9 protein-coding genes are annotated in these 18,982 nt (G+C 33.6%); all 9 read left to right on the forward strand.

Going from position 1 to position 18,982, the window contains the following annotated elements; genetic code table 11:
• Nucleotides 1-201 precede the first annotated feature (201 nt).
• Entirely contained in the window at nt 202-2,988 is a 2,787-nt protein-coding gene (locus tag Q0829_RS00650) for a triple tyrosine motif-containing protein (protein ID WP_298538765.1), read from the forward strand.
• A 353-nt stretch (nt 2,989-3,341) separates the two neighbouring features.
• On the forward strand, nt 3,342-6,530 hold the full coding sequence (locus Q0829_RS00655) for a glycoside hydrolase family 2 TIM barrel-domain containing protein (protein WP_298538766.1): 3,189 nt from the start codon (nt 3,342-3,344) through the stop codon (nt 6,528-6,530).
• Between the two features lie 10 nt (nt 6,531-6,540).
• On the forward strand, nt 6,541-7,998 hold the full coding sequence (locus tag Q0829_RS00660; RefSeq protein ID WP_298538768.1) for a glycosyl hydrolase family 16: 1,458 nt from the start codon (nt 6,541-6,543) through the stop codon (nt 7,996-7,998).
• Nucleotides 7,999-8,009: 11 nt separating this feature from the next.
• Nucleotides 8,010-8,864: a glycoside hydrolase family 16 protein gene (locus tag Q0829_RS00665; RefSeq protein WP_298538769.1), complete on the forward strand. Its 855-nt coding sequence runs from the start codon at nt 8,010-8,012 to the stop codon at nt 8,862-8,864.
• An 18-nt stretch (nt 8,865-8,882) separates the two neighbouring features.
• The gene (locus Q0829_RS00670) at nt 8,883-11,147 is read left to right on the forward strand and encodes a PKD domain-containing protein (protein WP_298538770.1); all 2,265 of its coding nucleotides are present in this window, start codon (nt 8,883-8,885) and stop codon (nt 11,145-11,147) included.
• Between the two features lie 122 nt (nt 11,148-11,269).
• Nucleotides 11,270-14,734 (forward strand): hypothetical protein, encoded by a 3,465-nt coding sequence (locus Q0829_RS00675; protein ID WP_298538772.1) that lies wholly within the window; start codon nt 11,270-11,272, stop codon nt 14,732-14,734.
• Nucleotides 14,735-14,740: 6 nt separating this feature from the next.
• Nucleotides 14,741-16,036 carry a glycosyl hydrolase family 17 protein gene (locus Q0829_RS00680; protein ID WP_298538773.1) on the forward strand — a complete coding sequence of 432 codons (1,296 nt, stop codon included), beginning with the start codon at nt 14,741-14,743 and terminating at the stop codon, nt 16,034-16,036.
• A 5-nt stretch (nt 16,037-16,041) separates the two neighbouring features.
• Entirely contained in the window at nt 16,042-17,523 is a 1,482-nt protein-coding gene (locus Q0829_RS00685) for a glycoside hydrolase family 30 protein (RefSeq protein ID WP_298538774.1), read from the forward strand.
• A 10-nt stretch (nt 17,524-17,533) separates the two neighbouring features.
• Entirely contained in the window at nt 17,534-18,970 is a 1,437-nt protein-coding gene (locus Q0829_RS00690; protein ID WP_298538775.1) for an MFS transporter, read from the forward strand.
• Nucleotides 18,971-18,982: the final 12 nt, after the last annotated feature.

The raw sequence follows: 18,982 nt of genomic DNA on the forward strand, positions 1-18,982 counted from the left end.
GAAAAAAGAATAACAAGTTTATGTGGTAAGGCCTTCAATTATTATGGATTGTTAAGATTCACTGTTTTTATTTAGATATACAATTATATTCTATGATCAGGTCAGAATATATGTGAATCTTGCATTGAATTAATAATTCGTATTATTGTATTAACAATATGTTTCTTTTCTTATTTGGGATTTAATAGAATAATATCATTTTTGTTAATAGTTCTTTTCTGTACTTGTCTTAAAGCGCAGGAGCTACCGCCTATTCAAAATTATTTACCTAAAGATTATCATGCAGAAAATCAGAATTGGGCTATTTCTCAGTCTTCAGAAAAATTAATTTATATAGCAAATAATAAAGGACTATTAGAGTTTAATGGTTCAGCTTGGAAGTTGTATTCTTCACCAAATGAATCTATTATAAGATCTGTAAAGGTTATCGGAGATAGGATTTATACTGGATGTTATATGCAATTTGGTTATTGGCAGAAAGACATTTTAGGAATCTTGCATTATACTTCGTTATCCGATAAAATGGATATAGAACTAGTTGATGATGAGGAGTTTTGGAATATAATTGATATCGATGATGGTATAGTTTTTCAATCTTTGAATAGAATATATATTTATAACATTAAAAATGGATCTGTTAATACCATAGATTCTGATAAAAAAATAACTAAAATATTTGAAGTTGATCGAAGTATCTATTTTCAGATCATCGGTAAAGGACTATTCAAAATTGAATATGGTAAAGGTATTCTAGTTGCCCAAGATGAAGTCTTTAAAAATAGAGAAGTAGTTAATATTTTTGATGCCGATGAAAACTTTTTAGTCTTAACAAGAGATAATGGTTTTTATAGGTTTAATAATGACAGTATAACCAAATGGAATATAAGAGCAGAAAGTTTACTATCCGAAATAAGTATCTATAATGCGATCCGTAGGAAAGATAATAGTTTTGTTTTAGGGACAATTTCACATGGGTTAATTTATCTAAATAGCAAGGGTGACTTATTGTATCAAGTTGATCAAAATAAAGGATTGTTAAACAACACTATTTTATCACTTTTCGAAGATATTGATAATAATATATGGCTAGGTCTAGATAACGGAATTAGTTATATTAATCTAAATTCACCTTTTAAGATATATAGTGATAATTTAGGAGTTTTAGGCAGTGTCTATACCTCTGCTATTTATGATAACAATTTATATCTAGGAACAAATCAAGGACTTTTCTATAAGAAAATAAAAAGTAATGATGACTTTAAATTTATAAAAGGTACTCAGGGGCAAGTTTGGTGTCTGCGTGAAATCGATCAGACACTGTTTTGTGGACACAACGAAGGGACATTTGTTATTGAGAAAGATCAAGCAAAAAAAATTTCTGATATTCCTGGAACTTGGAATATAAATGAGTTAAAAGATAATGCAAATGTTTTATTGCAAGGGAATTATGATGGCCTTTATATTTTAGAAAAAGCAAATAACAATTGGCAATTAAGAAATAAGATTAAAGGTTTTAATAATTCGTCTCGATATTTTGAGGTTTTTAAAGATGAAATTTTTGTAAATCACGAGTATAATGGTGTTTTTAGAATAAGAGTAGATACTAATTTCATTGAGACAAAAAATGTTGTTATAGATACATCAATAAGAGGGTCTAATTCAGGGCTTACAGAGTATGATGATAATTTACTATTTGCTTATAAGGAAGGAATTCTAAAATATGATAAGTCCAGAGAAAAATTTATCAAAGACAGCCTTTTGAGTACAATTTATTCTGGTGGAGAATACGTTTCAGGAAAAATAATTTTAGATAAAAAGGATAATAATTTGTGGGTTTTTACAAATTCTAATATAAGTTTTGTGTCTCAAGAGATGCTTACAAATACATCAAAGATTAACAAGATACCGTTAACAAAAGAAGATCGTAAAAGTGTAGCTGGATATGAAAGTATCATGCGCTTTGATAATAAAAACACGTATTTATTCGGTACAAGCTCAGGATATATTACCGTAGATATTAGTAACCTCGAGTCTAAGAATTTTACAGTTCATATAGATAATATTACTAACGGTAGTATTAAAAAAAATAAAGAGCAAATAAAATTTATAAATAAGAATATAGAAGGGGATTTTAAGAGTACAGAAAATAATTTGAAAATCTCGTTTTATGCTCCAGAGTTTAATAAGTTTATCAAACCAAAATATCAATTTCAATTATTAGGGATTTACGATGATTGGAGCGATTGGTCCGAAAATCCTAACGCATTTTTTGAAAATCTCCCCTTTGGAAATTATACTTTTAATGTTAGATCTAGAATAGGGGACAAAGTATCTAATAATACGGCTAGTTATTCATTTAAGATTGAAAAACCGTGGTATTTTACTAATTTAATGTTGGCAATCTATCTATTAGCGACTATTTTGTTTTCAATTTTCATGCATATAATGTATAAGCGATATTATAGAAAGAAACAAGAGGAATTAATTGAAAAAAATAAAAGAGAACTAGAGCTGACCAGAGTGCAAAATGAAAAAGAAATTATTAAGATTAAGAACGAACAATTAAAGCAAGAATTTAAAGACAAGAGTAAAGAATTAGCTGCGTCTACAATAGATGTTGCAAAAAAGAATGAATTACTTACCCAAATTAAAAAACAACTTTCTAAAATTTCGGATAAAAGTTCTGTTACACCTGTAATGAGTATTATCGATAAGAGTCTTGATCATAATGACAACTGGGAAATGTTTAAAGAAGCATTCAATAATGTGGATAGGAAATTTTTGAAAAAGCTTAAAAAAATACACCCAGATTTATCTCCAAATGATTTGAAACTATGTGCTTATTTACGTCTTAATTTATCTTCTAAAGAAATAGCACCATTATTTAATATATCAGCTCGAAGTGTCGAGATTAAACGCTATCGACTTCGTAAAAAATTAAACCTACAACACGAAGAAAACCTGGTGAGCTATATTCTGGAACTATAACTACCTATACAAAAAGTTTTGACACCTCAACATTACCTATACAAAACTGTGTAATAATCTTTTTTAACGCTTGTTTAATCTTTTATTAAAACCTTTGAGTAAAAGGCTTTAAAGTAGTAAAAGTGCAAAAAAATAACCTTTCTGTTGCCATGTATGTTTTTTGTTGAGGTGTTTTTTGAAGATATCGCAGTTTTTTAAAATAAGTTTACTAAGTCAATAAACGGGAAACACAATACAATCAATTACTTATTAATGTAACATTTATTAAATAATGCTAAGTAGTATTTGGGGCAAATACAAGGATAAAAGTTTCTACACATTTTTTACAGTCATTTTTAAAAACAACAGGTATAATGAGAAATAACTTTCTACAATTAATAATTTTTTTCTTGTTTACGATTGCAGGTAGCGCGCAGACTAATCAGGTATCAATAGTAAATAATGATGAAGGGATAAAATTAGTTGTCAATGGAAAAGATTTTGTGATCAATGGGGTTAATTGGGATTATGTTCCAATTGGATCTACCATAACTGATCCCGGAATTTGGGCAAAGTCCGATGATATCATCAAAGCAGCAATAGATGGCGAAATGTCCTTATTGAAGAATATGGGGGTTAACGCTATTCGTACATACAATCTTAAACCCAAGTGGATTAAATACATCTACGAGAATTATGGTATTTACACCATGCTCAATGTTACTTTTGGCGCATATGGACTAACCATAAATGGTGCTTGGGTTCCGCAAACAGATTATGCTGATCCCAATACAAAAGAAGTCTTAATGAAAGAAGCCAGAGATATGGCAAATACTTATAAAGGGACACCTGGATTGTTAATTTATATGTTAGGTAATGAGAATAACTATCATTTGTTTTGGTCTGGTGCCGAAACAGAGGATATACCTATTGCAGATAAAGGAGATACAGGTAGATTAGCTGCTCGATTTTTGTATCGAGCGTTTAACGAGGCGACTAAAGAAGTTAAAAAGATAGATCCTAATATTCCAGTAGCTATTTGTAACGGTGATTTGGGCTTTTTAGATATTGTAAAAGAGGAATGTACAGATATCGATATCTATGGAACTAATATGTATCGCGGAATTTCTTTTGGAGATGCGTTTCAAAAAGTTAAGGATGAATTAAATCTACCTGTTTTATTTTCCGAATTTGGAGCAGACGCTTTTAATGCAAGAGACAATAAGGAAGATCAATACTCTCAGGCTTACTATAATTTAGGTAATTGGAAAGAAATTTATAAAAATGCTGCAGGATTGGGAAAAGCCAATAATTCTATTGGTGGTTTTACTTTTCAATTTAGTGACGGATGGTGGAAATATAAACAAACTGAAAATTTAGATATTCATGATAATGCTGCCTCCTGGGCTAATGGAGGTTATAACCGAGATCAGGCTAAAGAAAGCGATAATAATATGAACGAAGAATGGTTTGGTATTTGTGCTAAAGGACCAACTAATGAAAGAGGGCTTTATGAATTATATCCACGTGCTGCGTATTACGCTTTAAAAGAAGCGCATAGATTGAATCCATATGAAAATGGAATGACCCTTGACTTTATAGATAATTATTTTAACAACATTCAAATAATGGATGGGATGTTAAGAGCAAGAGGAGATAAGGCTGCATTGCAATCCGAGAGTACAGGAAAAATACGAATAAGTCAGTTAAGAGCGGAGTTTACTACGTTTAATACAGGAGGTAAATTGATTACAACTCCAAAAAATGAAGATCCAAATGCAAATGTATTTCCTAATCAATTAGGTTTTGATCATATGCAGTCATATTACATTGGTGTAGAAGGAAGGCCTACACCAAGTATGCGAGCCAATGTTAATTTTAATATTCTGGGCAATGTAGCCGAGAATCCTATTAATGAATTATTTTATGAAAGTGTTGGTAGACCAGTGGTAGTCCAAGGGGTAGAAGGAGGAAATAATTTAGATGTCGAAATAGCAGATTTTAATAGACTACGTGTCTATAACGCAGAATATGAATGGAACACCAAAATTGTTGATATAAAAGGATTTTATAGAACAGGGCATTACCATTGGGGATATGAAGGTGATTTTTTTGGTTTATATCCAGAGGCTAATTATGGTCCAAACTTAGATATCTATAATGGTGAAATTTTAGGGATGGAGCTTAACGGTAAGGGTAGTTTAAATGGTTTAAAAGCTGCTTTTGGGCCGCAAGTATGGTGGGGTGCTAACCCTACTGCATTACTAAAGTATAGTACCAAAATAAAAAAGTTCGATATCACAGGTATTTATCATAGGGATTTTGATACTAGTATAGATTTAGATGAAAGTGGAAGTCGTGTTTTAGATGCAAATCAAGTAAGAAGTGGTGTAATTCCACCTTGGCCTACAGAGAGAGCTACTCTAGTGGTAGATAGAGACTTTGGCGCATTCGGGGTTACACTAGGAGGAATATGGGCAGGTAGTCCATTAAATGATATAGCATATCAAGATATAAGAGGAGAGTCAGGAAATTATGTTGTATATGAGGATAAAGTAAATTCTGACGATAATTGGGGAGCAAAGGCAAAGGTTACTTTTTCTAAAGGAAAGTTTAATTGGTATGCCCAAGGTGCTACCACTGGATTGGTAGCGAATGGAGGAGCTGATCAAACGCAATCATTTGCAGGATGGAAGTTAAGAGACAATGGAAGTGGAAACCAAAATAGTTTTTTAACAGGTTTTACATATACCGTCGGAAATTGGCAAATAGCTCCCAACTTTCTATGGCAAGAGCCATTAGTAGATGCCATACCAAATGATGCGGGTGGAACTGCAAGGTTAAGAAACATACTGGCAGATCCTTTTGTAGTAAGAGCAAATAGAAAAACAACAGCTGGAGAATTATTATTAACCTATGACCCTACACCAGGTTCTTGGTTTTATCAATGGGATAACGATAGATCAGAAGATGCTAAACTTGCATTTAATTTAGGATTTGTATACTGGAACCTTCCAACAACAATGGATGCGCATATTGGTTTTTTAGCAGATCGAACCATTTTTGCGTTTCCCAACTCCGTACCTGCTACGGATTTATGGGAAGTTAATTCACGTATTGTATCTAAAATGACCCCTGATTTAGCCCTAATAGCCAATTTATTTGCAGGAAATGGTCAATCGAATGGGAGCGATTCTAGAGAAATTGATAGGATTGGAGGAGACATTCGTGTGATTTATAATAAATGGAAATTTCAACATACTTTCAAAATAAATGATTGGGGACCATATGATTATCATCGAGATTTCAACTTGACATATCCAGTGCAATTAATGTTAGATATATCAACATCTATCGGTAAACCAGATTGGTTCGTTCTACCCACTACCAGAATCGGGATTCGAGGTACTTGGCGTTCATTAAATGAGTTCTCTCCCCGTTACTCACCAATAGCGGTACCACCAAACACATTTCCCCCTGAACCAGTATTAAGTCCAGTAGGATTTGATGACGGTAGTGAATGGGAGATAAGAACATACGTACACATTAACATAGGAAAATAATACCATAAAAATGAAGAATATAAAACATATCAATTTAAAAACCATATGCTCTTTAATATTGGTTATGATAATCCTATCTGGTTGTGATAGAGATCTCTCAGACGAAGCAGTTTTCGCTACCTTTCCAAATACTGCCGATATTTTTACAGATAGTCCAATAAGTCTTACAGATAGATTTTTTGTGTCGTTTGACCCTGCCCTTGGAGCAAACCCAGAGGCTTTTGGTACGGATGATGAAGTCGCTTTTGAGGGAAACTCTTCGATAAGAATTGATGTTCCTGCTCCAAATGACCCAAACGGAAGTTTTGTAGGAGGTATATTTCTAGATAGAGGAGAAGGAAGGGATTTAACAGGATATACAGCTTTATCCTTTTGGGCAAAAGGCTCCATTACAGCAACTATTGGACTTGTGGGCTTTGGGACTGATTTTGGAGAGAATAAATTTGCAGTGGAACGATCAAATATTCAGCTATCTACAGATTGGCGAAAATACATTGTACCAATTCCGGATCCTTCAAAATTAGTTCAAGAAAGTGGTATGTTTATTTTCTCAGCCGGAGGTTTAGATATCATCGATTCAGTGCCTAACGGAAATGAGATAGGCTTTACCTTTTGGATGGATGAATTAAGATTTGAGAACTTAGGCACAATAGCCCAATTAAGACCATCTATATTTTCTGGTGAGGATTTAATGGAGCAAGGTTTTGTAGGTTCAACAAGACTAGTTACTGATTTAGGAGCAACTTTTAATGGATCAACAGGAGAAAATATTACAGTTGTACCTGCACCAAGCTATTTCGATTTTTCATCCTCTAATACGAATGTAGCATTTGTTAATGAACTTGGATCAATTGAAATCGTTGGTGAGGGGACTACAACCATTACTGGACAACTTAATGGTGTGCTGGCAGAAGGATCTTTGAGTTTAGAAGTAGGGGGTGCTTTTGTTAGTGCAGATATACCGCCATCAAGAGATCCTGCAGATGTTATCTCCATATTTAGTGAAGCATATACCAGTGTTACTAATTTGAATTTTGCCATATTCAATGATCCAAATGTACAGGTTCAAACACAAAATTTTAATGGAGATCAGATTGTTACCTATGAAAATTTAGGTTTTGTAGGGCTTGGCTGGGATGGAACAAATGATGTGTCTACTATGACACATCTACACGTAGACGTACAATTAAGTAGTCCAACAAATCCGCTATTCACCGTTCAGCTAATTGACTTTGGAGCAGATAATTCTGATGGAGGTGTAGATGATACAGGGGGCGGATTCACTGTTCCTAGTTCAGAACTTTCAGAAGGTATTTGGGTTGGCGTAGACATACCAATAAATTCATTTACAGAACCAACAGGAGGAGGGTTTCCAGGGTCTCCTAACTTGAATAACGTAGCAAGAGTAGCTTTTATATCAAATGGGAGTTCGTTCGTAATTGATAATATATATTTCTATAGAGAGTAAAAAAATAAAAAATGAATAAGAATTTAAATAAGATAATTGGATCTCTTTTTATTGCCTGCCTTTTTATGATTGGTTGCGGAACTGATGATACTCAAACAGTAGCCACTTTCAATAATTTAGTAGCAGAAGATAATTTTGATATAGACGGCCAAATTGATACCTCTTTTTGGAATTTTGACATCGGCGATGGTTCAGAACAAGGTATTCCAGGATGGGGGAATAATGAACTACAATTCTATACGAACAGGCCTGAAAATGTTACTGTAGAGAATGGTTTTTTATTGATCACTGCCCGCGAGGAGAATTTTAACGGAGCACAGTATACCTCTGCAAGATTGCAGACTAAAGGAAAAATCCAGCAACGCTATGGTCGTTTCGAGGCCCGCATACGTTTGCCTTTTGGTCAAGGAATGTGGCCAGCCTTTTGGTTATTAGGAGACGATAGTGATGGTAGTATCTGGCCACAGATAGGTGAGATAGATATTATGGAGAATACAGGTGATGCACCAACAGAAATATTTGGCACTATCCACGGACCTGTATACTCAGGCGAAAATTCAATATCAAAAGCGTATACATTAGAGAATAGCAGAGTAGATACGGATTTCCATATTTATGGAATAGAATGGGGACCAGACTATATAAACTATTATATAGATAACGTACTGTATAACCAGATAACTCCTGAAGATGTAGATGAAGAAACAGATGGAGAGGGTGAATGGGTATTTAATGACAGGCAGTTCTATATTATTTTAAATCTGGCTATTGGTGGTAACTTACCTGGACCACCAAATGAAGAAACGGTCTTTCCCCAAACTATGGTCGTAGATTATGTAAGAGTATATACCAACGGAGTAAACTAATTTAATTATTAAGAAATTATGAAACTATTTATCAAAAGAACCAAAATAATTTTGCTTTTAGTGGCAACTGTTGTCTTTTTTGGTTGCGAAGATGATGATACCAACTTACCAACGGTTACTGCAACTTTTGCACAAACCATAAATACAGATACAGGTATAGTGTCTTTTATTAACCTTTCTGAAAATGCAGATACCTATATCTGGGATTTTGGAGACGGTACAACTTCTACCGAAGTTAATCCAACTAAAACATATCCAACGGGTAACTATACTGTAATATTAACCGCAAAAAATGTAGCTGGTGCAGAAGGTACTTTCCAAGATGAAATATTTATAAACATTCCGGTACCGGTAACATTCCCTATCAATTTTGATGTGGAGAATGTTAATTATCAGGCTGAAGTTTTTGAAGGTACATCTTTTCAGGTTGTAGAAAATCCAGACTTATCGGGAGCAAATACGAGCGCATCTAATGTTGGTGCTATTACTAATAGTGGAGCATTGTTTGAAGGTATTGTCTTTAATTTAGGAGAACCGTTAAGCTTATCCGAACAAAAGTCTATAAAAGTTATTTTTTGGTCAGATACTCCGATTGATGTGCTATTAAAACTCGAAGAAGGAAGTACTTTTATAGAGACAACTGCAAGTCATGGAGGAACAGGTTGGGAGGAAATTTACTTTACATTCGATTCTTCTGATGCATTTTCAAAACTTACCATTTTTGTTGATGGACCAGGCACTACGGCAGGAACATTCTACATAGATGATATTTCTCAAATTAATACAGCAGATATTCCTTGTACGGATACCTTATTAGAAATTCCAATAGATTTTGACTGCGATGGAATTGACTACACTACTAAAATTGTTGGTAATGTATCGTTTACTGTTGTAGATAATCCAGAATTATCTGGTGTCAATAGTGAACCTACGATGGTTGGGCAGATCACAAATGTAGGTGCTAACTTTGAGAATGCTTTCTTTAACCTAGATACTGCGATTGACTTTTCTGTTGATAAAGGAGTTAAAATGAAAATATTCTCTAATCAAGCGTTACCAATTTTATTAAAATTTGAAGACGGCACAGAAGCACCTGTGGAGAACGCACAAAACCATGGAGGTTCTGGTTGGGAAGAATTAACGTTTGCACTCAACTCATCAGCTTCTTATAACGATATGGTCATTTTTGTAGACGGTCCTGGTACTGCAGCCGGTATATTTTATCTGGATGATATTGAGCAAGTTTCAGTAATAGTTGCAGATCCTTGCACTCCAGAGACTAGCCAATCATTAGCTGCATCAGATTTTGATTTAACATTCCAAACGGATCCAACTGCCAGTATAAGCTCATTTGATGCAGGTTTATCTTGGGTTGATAATCCGGATTTTGATAATGATGTAAACACATCATGTAAAGTTGGTCAAATAGATCGATCTGGAGCTGCATTATTTGCTAACAATCAAATTGATTTTGATGCTAAATTTGATTTTAATGCGAATTCAGGGTTTAAGTTAAAAGTTTGGTCTCCTAATGCAGGCACAAATGTTTTGGTAAAACTCGAAGATAAGACCAACAGTGGGATTAATGTAGAAGTAGGAGCTGTTACAACAGTAGCTAGCGGTTGGGAAGAATTGACGTTTAATTTTGCAAGTGGAGAAAGCGGAAAGTATGATAAAATCATATTGTTTTTCGAGTTAAATACAAATACAACAGAGACTTATTTTATTGATGATTTTAGACTATACAGCTCTGGTGGTACAGGAGGTGGAGGATGTACCGCAACACTAGTTGCAGCAACATCTCTTCCATTAGATTTTGAAGGCTGTGAAACTTTTCTTTCAGATGTTAATTTTGGAGCAGGTCTTACTTCAGAACTCGTCGCAAATCCTTTTCAAACAGGTATTAATACTTCTGATTTTGTTTTAAAAGTAGATAAACCTACTGGTTCAGATTTTTTTGCAGGAGTTCAAAATACGTTCGATAATTTTGATTTGACTACAACAATGACTTTTAAAGCTAAAGTCTATTCTACTAAAGCAAACGTAGTAATGCGTTTTGAATTAGCTGTAATACCTAACGATGGAAGTATTGGTAATCCAGCTCCGGTATTTGTAACTATTGCGAATGCAGATGAATGGACGGAAGTCGAATTTACATTTATCAATTTACCAGCATCACCAACAACATATAATCATTTAGTTATAAAACCAGATAATGATCAGACTGATAGCGCAATAACAGCAGGAGGTACATATTATTTTGATGATATAAGACTAGAATAGTTTACATCTGAATACTTATTAAACTCGTAAAAATTAGAAGAGGTTGAATGTTTCTTCAATCTCTTTAAGCTTGAAAAATAAATGCTTTAAGAAGCAACTTTTTAAACCGAAGCACATAAAAAATGATAAACGACTCTGTGTTAGTATCTGGAAAAATAAAGAATAAAGAGGTAAAACTTGAACACATTACTATAGATAATGAAACATTTTATATGATCTCTAATAGTGATGTAATGCGTCCTTTTTTTATGAGTATCGTTAGCGATTCTAATCATTGGATGTTTATATCTAGTAATGGAGGGATATCTGCAGGTAGAAAAGATTCAGATAACGCAATATTCCCGTATTATACAGATGATAAGATTACCGAATCCTATGATATTACAGGAAGTAAGTCCATTTTTAGAATAAGAAAAAATGGGAGACTATTCATATGGGAACCTTTTTCTGAGCGTTATTCGGGGACGTACCAATATTCTAGGAATATTTATAAAAATGCTTATGGAAATAAAATTCTATTTGAAGAAATAAACCATGATATAGGGTTGACCTATACATATATGTGGAGCTCAAGTAATGAGTATGGTTTTGTTAGAAAAAGCAGATTAACAAATAACTCCAACGAAGTAATAGATGTCGAAATATTAGATGGATTGCAAAATATTATGCCTTATGGAGTCAATACAGATTTGCAAGGAATACGAAGTAACTTAGTAGATGCTTATAAAAGAAGTGAGCTTCTACAGGATAGTAAACTTGGTATTTACGCCCTTAGTGCTATTATAGTGGATCGTGCGGAACCAAGCGAAGCTTTAAAGGCAAATATTGTTTGGTCTAAAGGTTTAGAAAACTCCAAATACCTCTTATCAACATTACAGTTGAATGATTATAGGAATGGAATAGACACATATGAAGAAGTGGATATAAAAGCAGAAAAAGGTGCATATTTTGTTAATTGTAATATTTCTCTTCAACCAACAGAAATAAAAAACTGGATAGTAGTAGCTAATGTTAATCAGGGACCTTCTCAAGTAATCAGAATTTCAGAAAAACTTAAAAATGATAACAATTTAATCGAGAAGGTTAATAATGATATTCAACTAGGAACAGAATGTCTGATCAATTTAGTAGCTGCATCGGATGGAATCCAATTTACTGCGGATAAAAGAAGGAATGCAAGACATTACGCGAACACCTTATTCAATATCATGAGAGGAGGTGTTTTTGATATCAATTATACAATAGAAAAACAAGATTTCACCAATTATTTCGCATCCGCTAATAAGAAAGTATATAGTAAGAATGAGGCATTATTAAAAGATTTTCCAGATACTTTTACACTTTTTGAACTTAGAGAAATAGCGCACCAAAATGAAGATAAAAATTTTAGAAGATTAGCGCTAGAGTATATGCCTCTTAAGTTTAGTAGACGCCACGGTGACCCAAGTCGCCCTTGGAATAAATTTTCAATAAATACCCAAAGCGAAATAGATGGATCTAAGATTTTGGATTATGAAGGTAACTGGAGGGATATTTTTCAAAATTGGGAAGCTTTAGCACATTCTTATCCAGAGTTTGTGGAAAATATGATTCACAAATTTCTAAACGCCAGTACTTTTGATGGATATAACCCTTATAGAGTTACAAAAGGAGGTATAGATTGGGAAGTTATTGAGGAGCACGATCCTTGGTCTTATATTGGTTATTGGGGGGATCATCAAATTATTTATTTATTAAAATTCTTAGAATTCTTTCAGGATCACTATCCAAAAAGACTGAAAAACTTCCTTAATGAAGACATGTTTGTATATGCTAATGTGCCTTATAAAATCAAACCCTATGACGATCTTTTAAAGAACCCTAAAGATACAATTGAGTTTGATTACAATCTAGATAAAAAGATACAAGAAAAACGTGCCGAATTTGGAGCAGACGGAGTATTGCTACGAGACAAAAACAACTTCATTCATAAGGTGAATTTTATAGAAAAGATATTGGCTACAACATTAGCTAAGTTATCTAATTTTATCCCTGAAGGAGGAATTTGGTTAAATACGCAGCGTCCAGAATGGAATGATGCCAATAATGCTTTGGTAGGAAATGGAGTGTCTATGGTAACACTTTATTACTTGAGACGGTTCCTAAAATTCTTTAAAAATGTTTTTAAAAATATAGAAGATAGAGACATTGAAGTTTCTAAAGAACTTTTAACTTTTTACAATAATATAAATAAGACCTTCAGAGATCACGAAGAGCTTTTATCCAAAAATTTATCAAATAGAGAAAGAAAGAAAATCCTTGATGACTTAGGAATGGCTGGAGGTAATTATAGAGCCAACATTTATGAGGATGCATTTTCTGGAAAAAAAGAAACACTCGCGATAGATGATTTAAAAGCTTTTATTGATTTGACATTGAAATATTTAAATCATTCAATAAATGCAAATAAGAGGGGTGATCATATGTATCAGGCATATAATCTAATGACAGTAGAAAATGAAAACGAAATTTCTATTACCTATTTAGATGAAATGCTTGAAGGTCAGGTAGCAGTGCTAAGTTCTGGGTATTTATCCTCAAAAGATAGTTTAAGTCTGTTAGATGCTATGAAGAATAGTAGTTTATTTAGGCAAGATCAATATAGCTACTTGTTATATCCAAATAAAGAATTGCCAAAATTCACGGAAAAGAATATCATTCCGAAGGAATATGTAGAAAACTCAAGATTACTAAAGCAATTGCTTATAGATAACAATACACAAATCATTGAAAAAGATGTAAACGGAAATTATCATTTTAATGGAAGTTTTAATAATGCAGAAAGTTTAAAACAGGAGTTAGAAAACCTATCTACTAAGGGATATGATCTTTTAGTCGAAAAATATAGAGGTTTGGTATTAGATACCTTCGAAAAAGTATTTAATCATAAATCCTTTACAGGTCGTTCCGGAACGTTTTACGGTTACGAAGGATTAGGATCTATTTATTGGCATATGGTTTCAAAACTATTACTAGCAGTACAAGAGTGTTGTTTAGTAGCAATAAATAATAATGAATCAGATGAAGTAGTAGGCAGGTTATTAGAGCACTATTATGAAATTAACGAAGGTATTGGAGTTCATAAATCTCCAGAATTGTATGGTGCCTTCCCGACGGATCCTTACTCACATACACCAGCAGGCAAAGGAGCACAACAACCGGGAATGACAGGGCAAGTAAAAGAAGATATCCTAAGTCGTTTAGGAGAATTAGGTGTGTCAGTTAAAAATAGTGAGCTGCAATTTAATCCATGTTTGTTAAGAATAGGTGAGTTCTTAAAAGATCCGAAAATGTTTCACTATACGGATATAAATCAAAATAAAAAACAATTACAATTATACAAACACGAATTGGCTTTTACATATTGCCAAGTGCCTGTGGTGTATTCATTATCGGGAGAGAACAGTATAGAAATAACCTATATCGATGGCTCGATTGTTTCACATATTGGTTTAAATCTGGATGTTTTGATTAGTAAAAAACTATTTAAAAGGACTGGCGAAATAGAAAGTATAAAAGTAAATATTGAGAAAACTATTTTAAAGTAAAATCAAATGATATTAAGACGCAACATAGTAGTAGTAGTATTTACCATGCTTATGCTGTCTTGCAATCAAGAACATAAACCCAAATCCAATCCAAAATTAGCTATGCAACCTAAAAAAAGCATAACCGCAGAAGATATTTTAGGTAACCCAAACTACTTAGCGATATCCTATGGAGGTTATCGTAAATCATCTAGAGAGTTTCAGCCTACAATTTTACAGCTTAAGGAAGATATGAGAATTTTGCAGGCGATGAATATCAAAATTTTGAGAACCTATAATGTTCAATTAGCTCAAGCTTCTAATTTGTTAAAAGCTATTCGACAACTAAAAACAGAAGATGAAACTTTCGAAATGTATGTTATGCTTGGTGCTTGGATTGATTGCAAAAATGCTTGGACAGATAAAGAACCAGATCATACTACAGAAAGTGTGAAAAATACAGATGAGATAGATAGAGCCGTTGCGTTGGCAAATCAGTACCCTGATATTGTAAAAGTAATTGCAGTGGGTAATGAAGCTATGATTAAATGGGCAACCAGCTATTATGTAGAACCAAATGTGATATTAAAATGGGTTAATTATTTACAGAATTTAAAGAAAGAAGGTAAACTTTCTAAGGATCTATGGATTACTTCTTCTGATGATTTTGCATCCTGGGGAGGAGGAGAAGAAAGTTATAGAGTTAAAGACTTAGAAGATTTGATCAGAGCAGTTGATTATATATCTATGCATACATACCCATATCACAATACTCATTATAACCCTGAATTCTGGGGAATTAGCGATGATGAAAACGGCTTGTCTTCAGAAGAAAAAATAGAAGCTGCTATGCAAAGAGCTTTAAAATTTGCACAGAGCCAATATAAAGCGGTAGTACATTATATGGAGAGTTTAGGTGTGAAAAAACCAATTCATATAGGAGAAACCGGTTGGGCTACTGTATCTAATGGACATTATGGACCAAATGGATCCAAAGCTACCGATGAGTTTAAAGAAGCATTGTATTACAAATACATGAGAGAGTGGACTAATAAAGAAGGTATTTCTTGCTTTTATTTTGAGGCATTTGATGAACCCTGGAAAGATGCTCATAATAAGAAAGGTTCAGAAAATCATTTTGGACTAATCACAGTAGATGGTAAAGCAAAATATGCACTTTGGGATTTGGTCGATAAAGGTAGTTTTGAAGGATTAACCAGAGGAGGTAATGCCATAATCAAAACCTATAAGGGTAATAAAATTGAAATGATGAAAAATGTGGAACTACCTGTTGTAAAAAAAGTAACGGCTACTGATTTTTAAAAAAGATGAAAAATACGATGTATATAGCGCCAATTGTTGTTTTAACCCTGATTGGGTGTGTACGTGAACAAAACCTAGAAGCAGTGGTTTATGAAACTTCGGCAAGTGGTAATAAGATGGTAAAAGTGTCAGAGTTTTTTACATCAGGAACCAAAACCAGTATTAAGTTAAACCCTGATAAAACCTATCAAATAATTACAGGTTTTGGAGGAGCTTTTACAGAATCTTCTGCCTATTTGCTTAATAAGTTAAGTAAAGAAAATCGAAATAAGATCATCAGGGCGTACTTTGGAAAAGAAGGAGCTAATTATTCGCTCACAAGAACACATATGAACTCTTGTGACTTCTCATTAAGTCAATATTCATATACACCTAATGAGGATAAAGAACTGAAAGATTTTTCGATAAAAGAGGATATGGATGATTTAATCCCTATGATTCAAGAAGCCATGGAAGTTTCAGAAGATGGTTTTAAAATTTTTGCTTCTCCCTGGACAGCACCACCTTGGATGAAAGATAACAAACACTGGGTCGGTGGAAAACTATTACCTGAGTATTATGATACTTGGGCATTGTTCTTTTCTAAGTATATAGATGCCTATAAAGAACAGGGAATAGATATTTGGGGATTTACTGTCGAAAATGAACCTCATGGTAATGGTGATAACTGGGAGAGTATGCACTTTACGCCAAAAGAAATGACAGATTTTGTACAAAATCATTTAGGACCAAAACTAGAAATAGATGGTAAAGACGATGTTAAAATTCTAGGGTATGATCAAAACAGAGAAGGCTTAAAAGAATGGGTGGATGTAATGTATGAAAACGAAGCATCTTCTAAATATTATGATGGTACTGCTGTGCATTGGTATGAAAGTACTTTTGAAGTTTTTCCTGAGGCATTGCAGTATGCTCATCATAAAGCACCAGATAAATATTTAATTCAAACCGAAGCCTGTATTGATGCAGAAGTACCTAAATGGAAAGATGATGCTTGGTATTGGTCTAAAGAAGCGACAGATTGGGGATGGGATTGGGCTCCAGAAGATCAGAAACATTTACACCCCAAGTATGTGCCGGTTTATCGATATGCAAGAGATATCATTGGTTGCTTGAATAACTGGGTAGATGGATGGGTAGATTGGAATATGGTACTGGATAAACAAGGAGGTCCCAACTGGTTTAAAAATTGGTGTATCGCACCAGTTATTGTAGATCCGGATAATGATGAGGTATACTTTACACCATTATACTATACCATGGCGCATTTCAGTAAATATATTCGTCCAGAAGCTAAAGTGATAAATGTTGAGAATTCTGATGATGAAGTGATGATTACTGCTGTTAAAAACTCGGATGGTTCTATTGTTATTGTGTTATTTAATCCTACAGAGAATATAAAACCGTTTTCATTGATCTTAGGTGAAAAATCAAAGGATATTTCAATTAATGCAAAGGCTATTCAAACAATAGTAATTGCTAACTAAAATTAAAATTATGTCAAATATTAAAACTGCCACAAAAGATAAAGTTCCTGTAGGTCAAAAAGCTGCATTTGGTGCAGGACATTTAATAAATAATCTAATACCCGGTATTTTAGGTGTTTTTGTGGTAATTCTCAAATCTGCTGATGGTTTTGGTATGGATACGGTGTTGGCAGGTCTTATCGTTGGTGTTCCTAGATTGTTTGATGCTATTACGGATCCTGTTATGGGATATATTTCTGATAATACAAGTTCAAAATATGGGAGAAGAAGACCTTATATTTTTGTTGGAGCTATTTTATCAGGTGCTATATTCATGATTTTATGGCAAGTTCATGATACCAATCCAGAAATGTACAACTTTTGGTATCTTCTCATTTTTTCCATTTTTTTAATTTTTGGAAACACCATTTTTTCTACACCATTAATAGCATTAGGTTATGAAATGACTTCTGATTATAACGAACGAACTCGATTAATGAGTTTTGCCAATACAATTGGCCAAATTGCCTGGATGTTAGTACCTTTTTTATATGTATTAATACCGGATGGTGATCTATTCGCTTCTCAACCAGAGGGAGTGCGTACTGTAGCCTTAATTGCTGGATTTGTAATTATAATTTTAGGAATCTTGCCAGCTATCTTTTGTCGCGGAATTGATGCCAGTAAAATGGAAGGTCGAGAAGAGATTTCATTTAAAAGTGTTTTCAAAAGTACAGGAAAAATTTTCAAAGGAATTAAAGTGGTTCTTAAAAATAAGCCATTTGTTAAATTATGCTTAGCAACATTTTTAGTATTTAATGGTTTTCAAATTGTAGCAGAGTTTGGTGTATTTATTATCAATTTTTATATGTTCAATGGTGATTGGGGAGCATCCAAATGGTGGGTAGCGCTTTTCCCTGCCGTTACAGCTGCATATACAGCATTTATTGCAATTCCCATAATTAATTGGATGGCTAACAAGTTTGGAAAACGGAAAGCCTTTATTTATGCTACCTTAATTTCTATAATTGGATATATTTTAAAATGGTGGGGATTTGATCCAGAAAACTATTATATGATATTTCTACCAATACCTTTAATGGCTTTTGGTATGGGATGCTTGTTTACATTGATGATGTCTATGACAGCTGATGTTTGTGATTTAGACGAACTGGAAAATGGAATGCCAAGAAAAGAAGGAACTTTTGGGGCTATTTATTGGTGGATGATAAAAGTGGGTCAAGGTATTGCATTAGTATTTTCCGGAATCATTTTAAAAGTATTAGGGTATGACCCAACGGCTTCTGTTCAAACTGCAGAAGCGTTAACAGGAATGCGAATTACAGATATAGTATTGCCTGCGCTAACAGCAGCGTTGGCGATTTGGGTGATGTGGAAATATACCTTAACTGAAGATAGGGCTAGAGAAATTAAAGTGGAGTTAGTAAAGAGACGAGGCGAGTTATAAACCTTTCAAAAT

The organism is uncultured Aquimarina sp. (genome assembly GCF_947492405.1).
Classification (GTDB): Bacteria; Bacteroidota; Bacteroidia; order Flavobacteriales; family Flavobacteriaceae; genus Aquimarina.

Excerpts from the sequence above, each read along its gene's own strand:
- Q0829_RS00655 (WP_298538766.1), top strand. The coding sequence starts at position 3,342 with ATGAGAAATAACTTTCTACAATTAATAATTTTTTTCTTGTTTACGATT.
- Q0829_RS00660 (WP_298538768.1), top strand. The coding sequence starts at position 6,541 with ATGAAGAATATAAAACATATCAATTTAAAAACCATATGCTCTTTAATA.
- Q0829_RS00665 (WP_298538769.1), top strand. The coding sequence starts at position 8,010 with ATGAATAAGAATTTAAATAAGATAATTGGATCTCTTTTTATTGCCTGC.
- Q0829_RS00670 (WP_298538770.1), top strand. The coding sequence starts at position 8,883 with ATGAAACTATTTATCAAAAGAACCAAAATAATTTTGCTTTTAGTGGCA.
- Q0829_RS00675 (WP_298538772.1), top strand. The coding sequence starts at position 11,270 with ATGATAAACGACTCTGTGTTAGTATCTGGAAAAATAAAGAATAAAGAG.
- Q0829_RS00680 (WP_298538773.1), top strand. The coding sequence starts at position 14,741 with ATGATATTAAGACGCAACATAGTAGTAGTAGTATTTACCATGCTTATG.
- Q0829_RS00685 (WP_298538774.1), top strand. The coding sequence starts at position 16,042 with ATGAAAAATACGATGTATATAGCGCCAATTGTTGTTTTAACCCTGATT.
- Q0829_RS00690 (WP_298538775.1), top strand. The coding sequence starts at position 17,534 with ATGTCAAATATTAAAACTGCCACAAAAGATAAAGTTCCTGTAGGTCAA.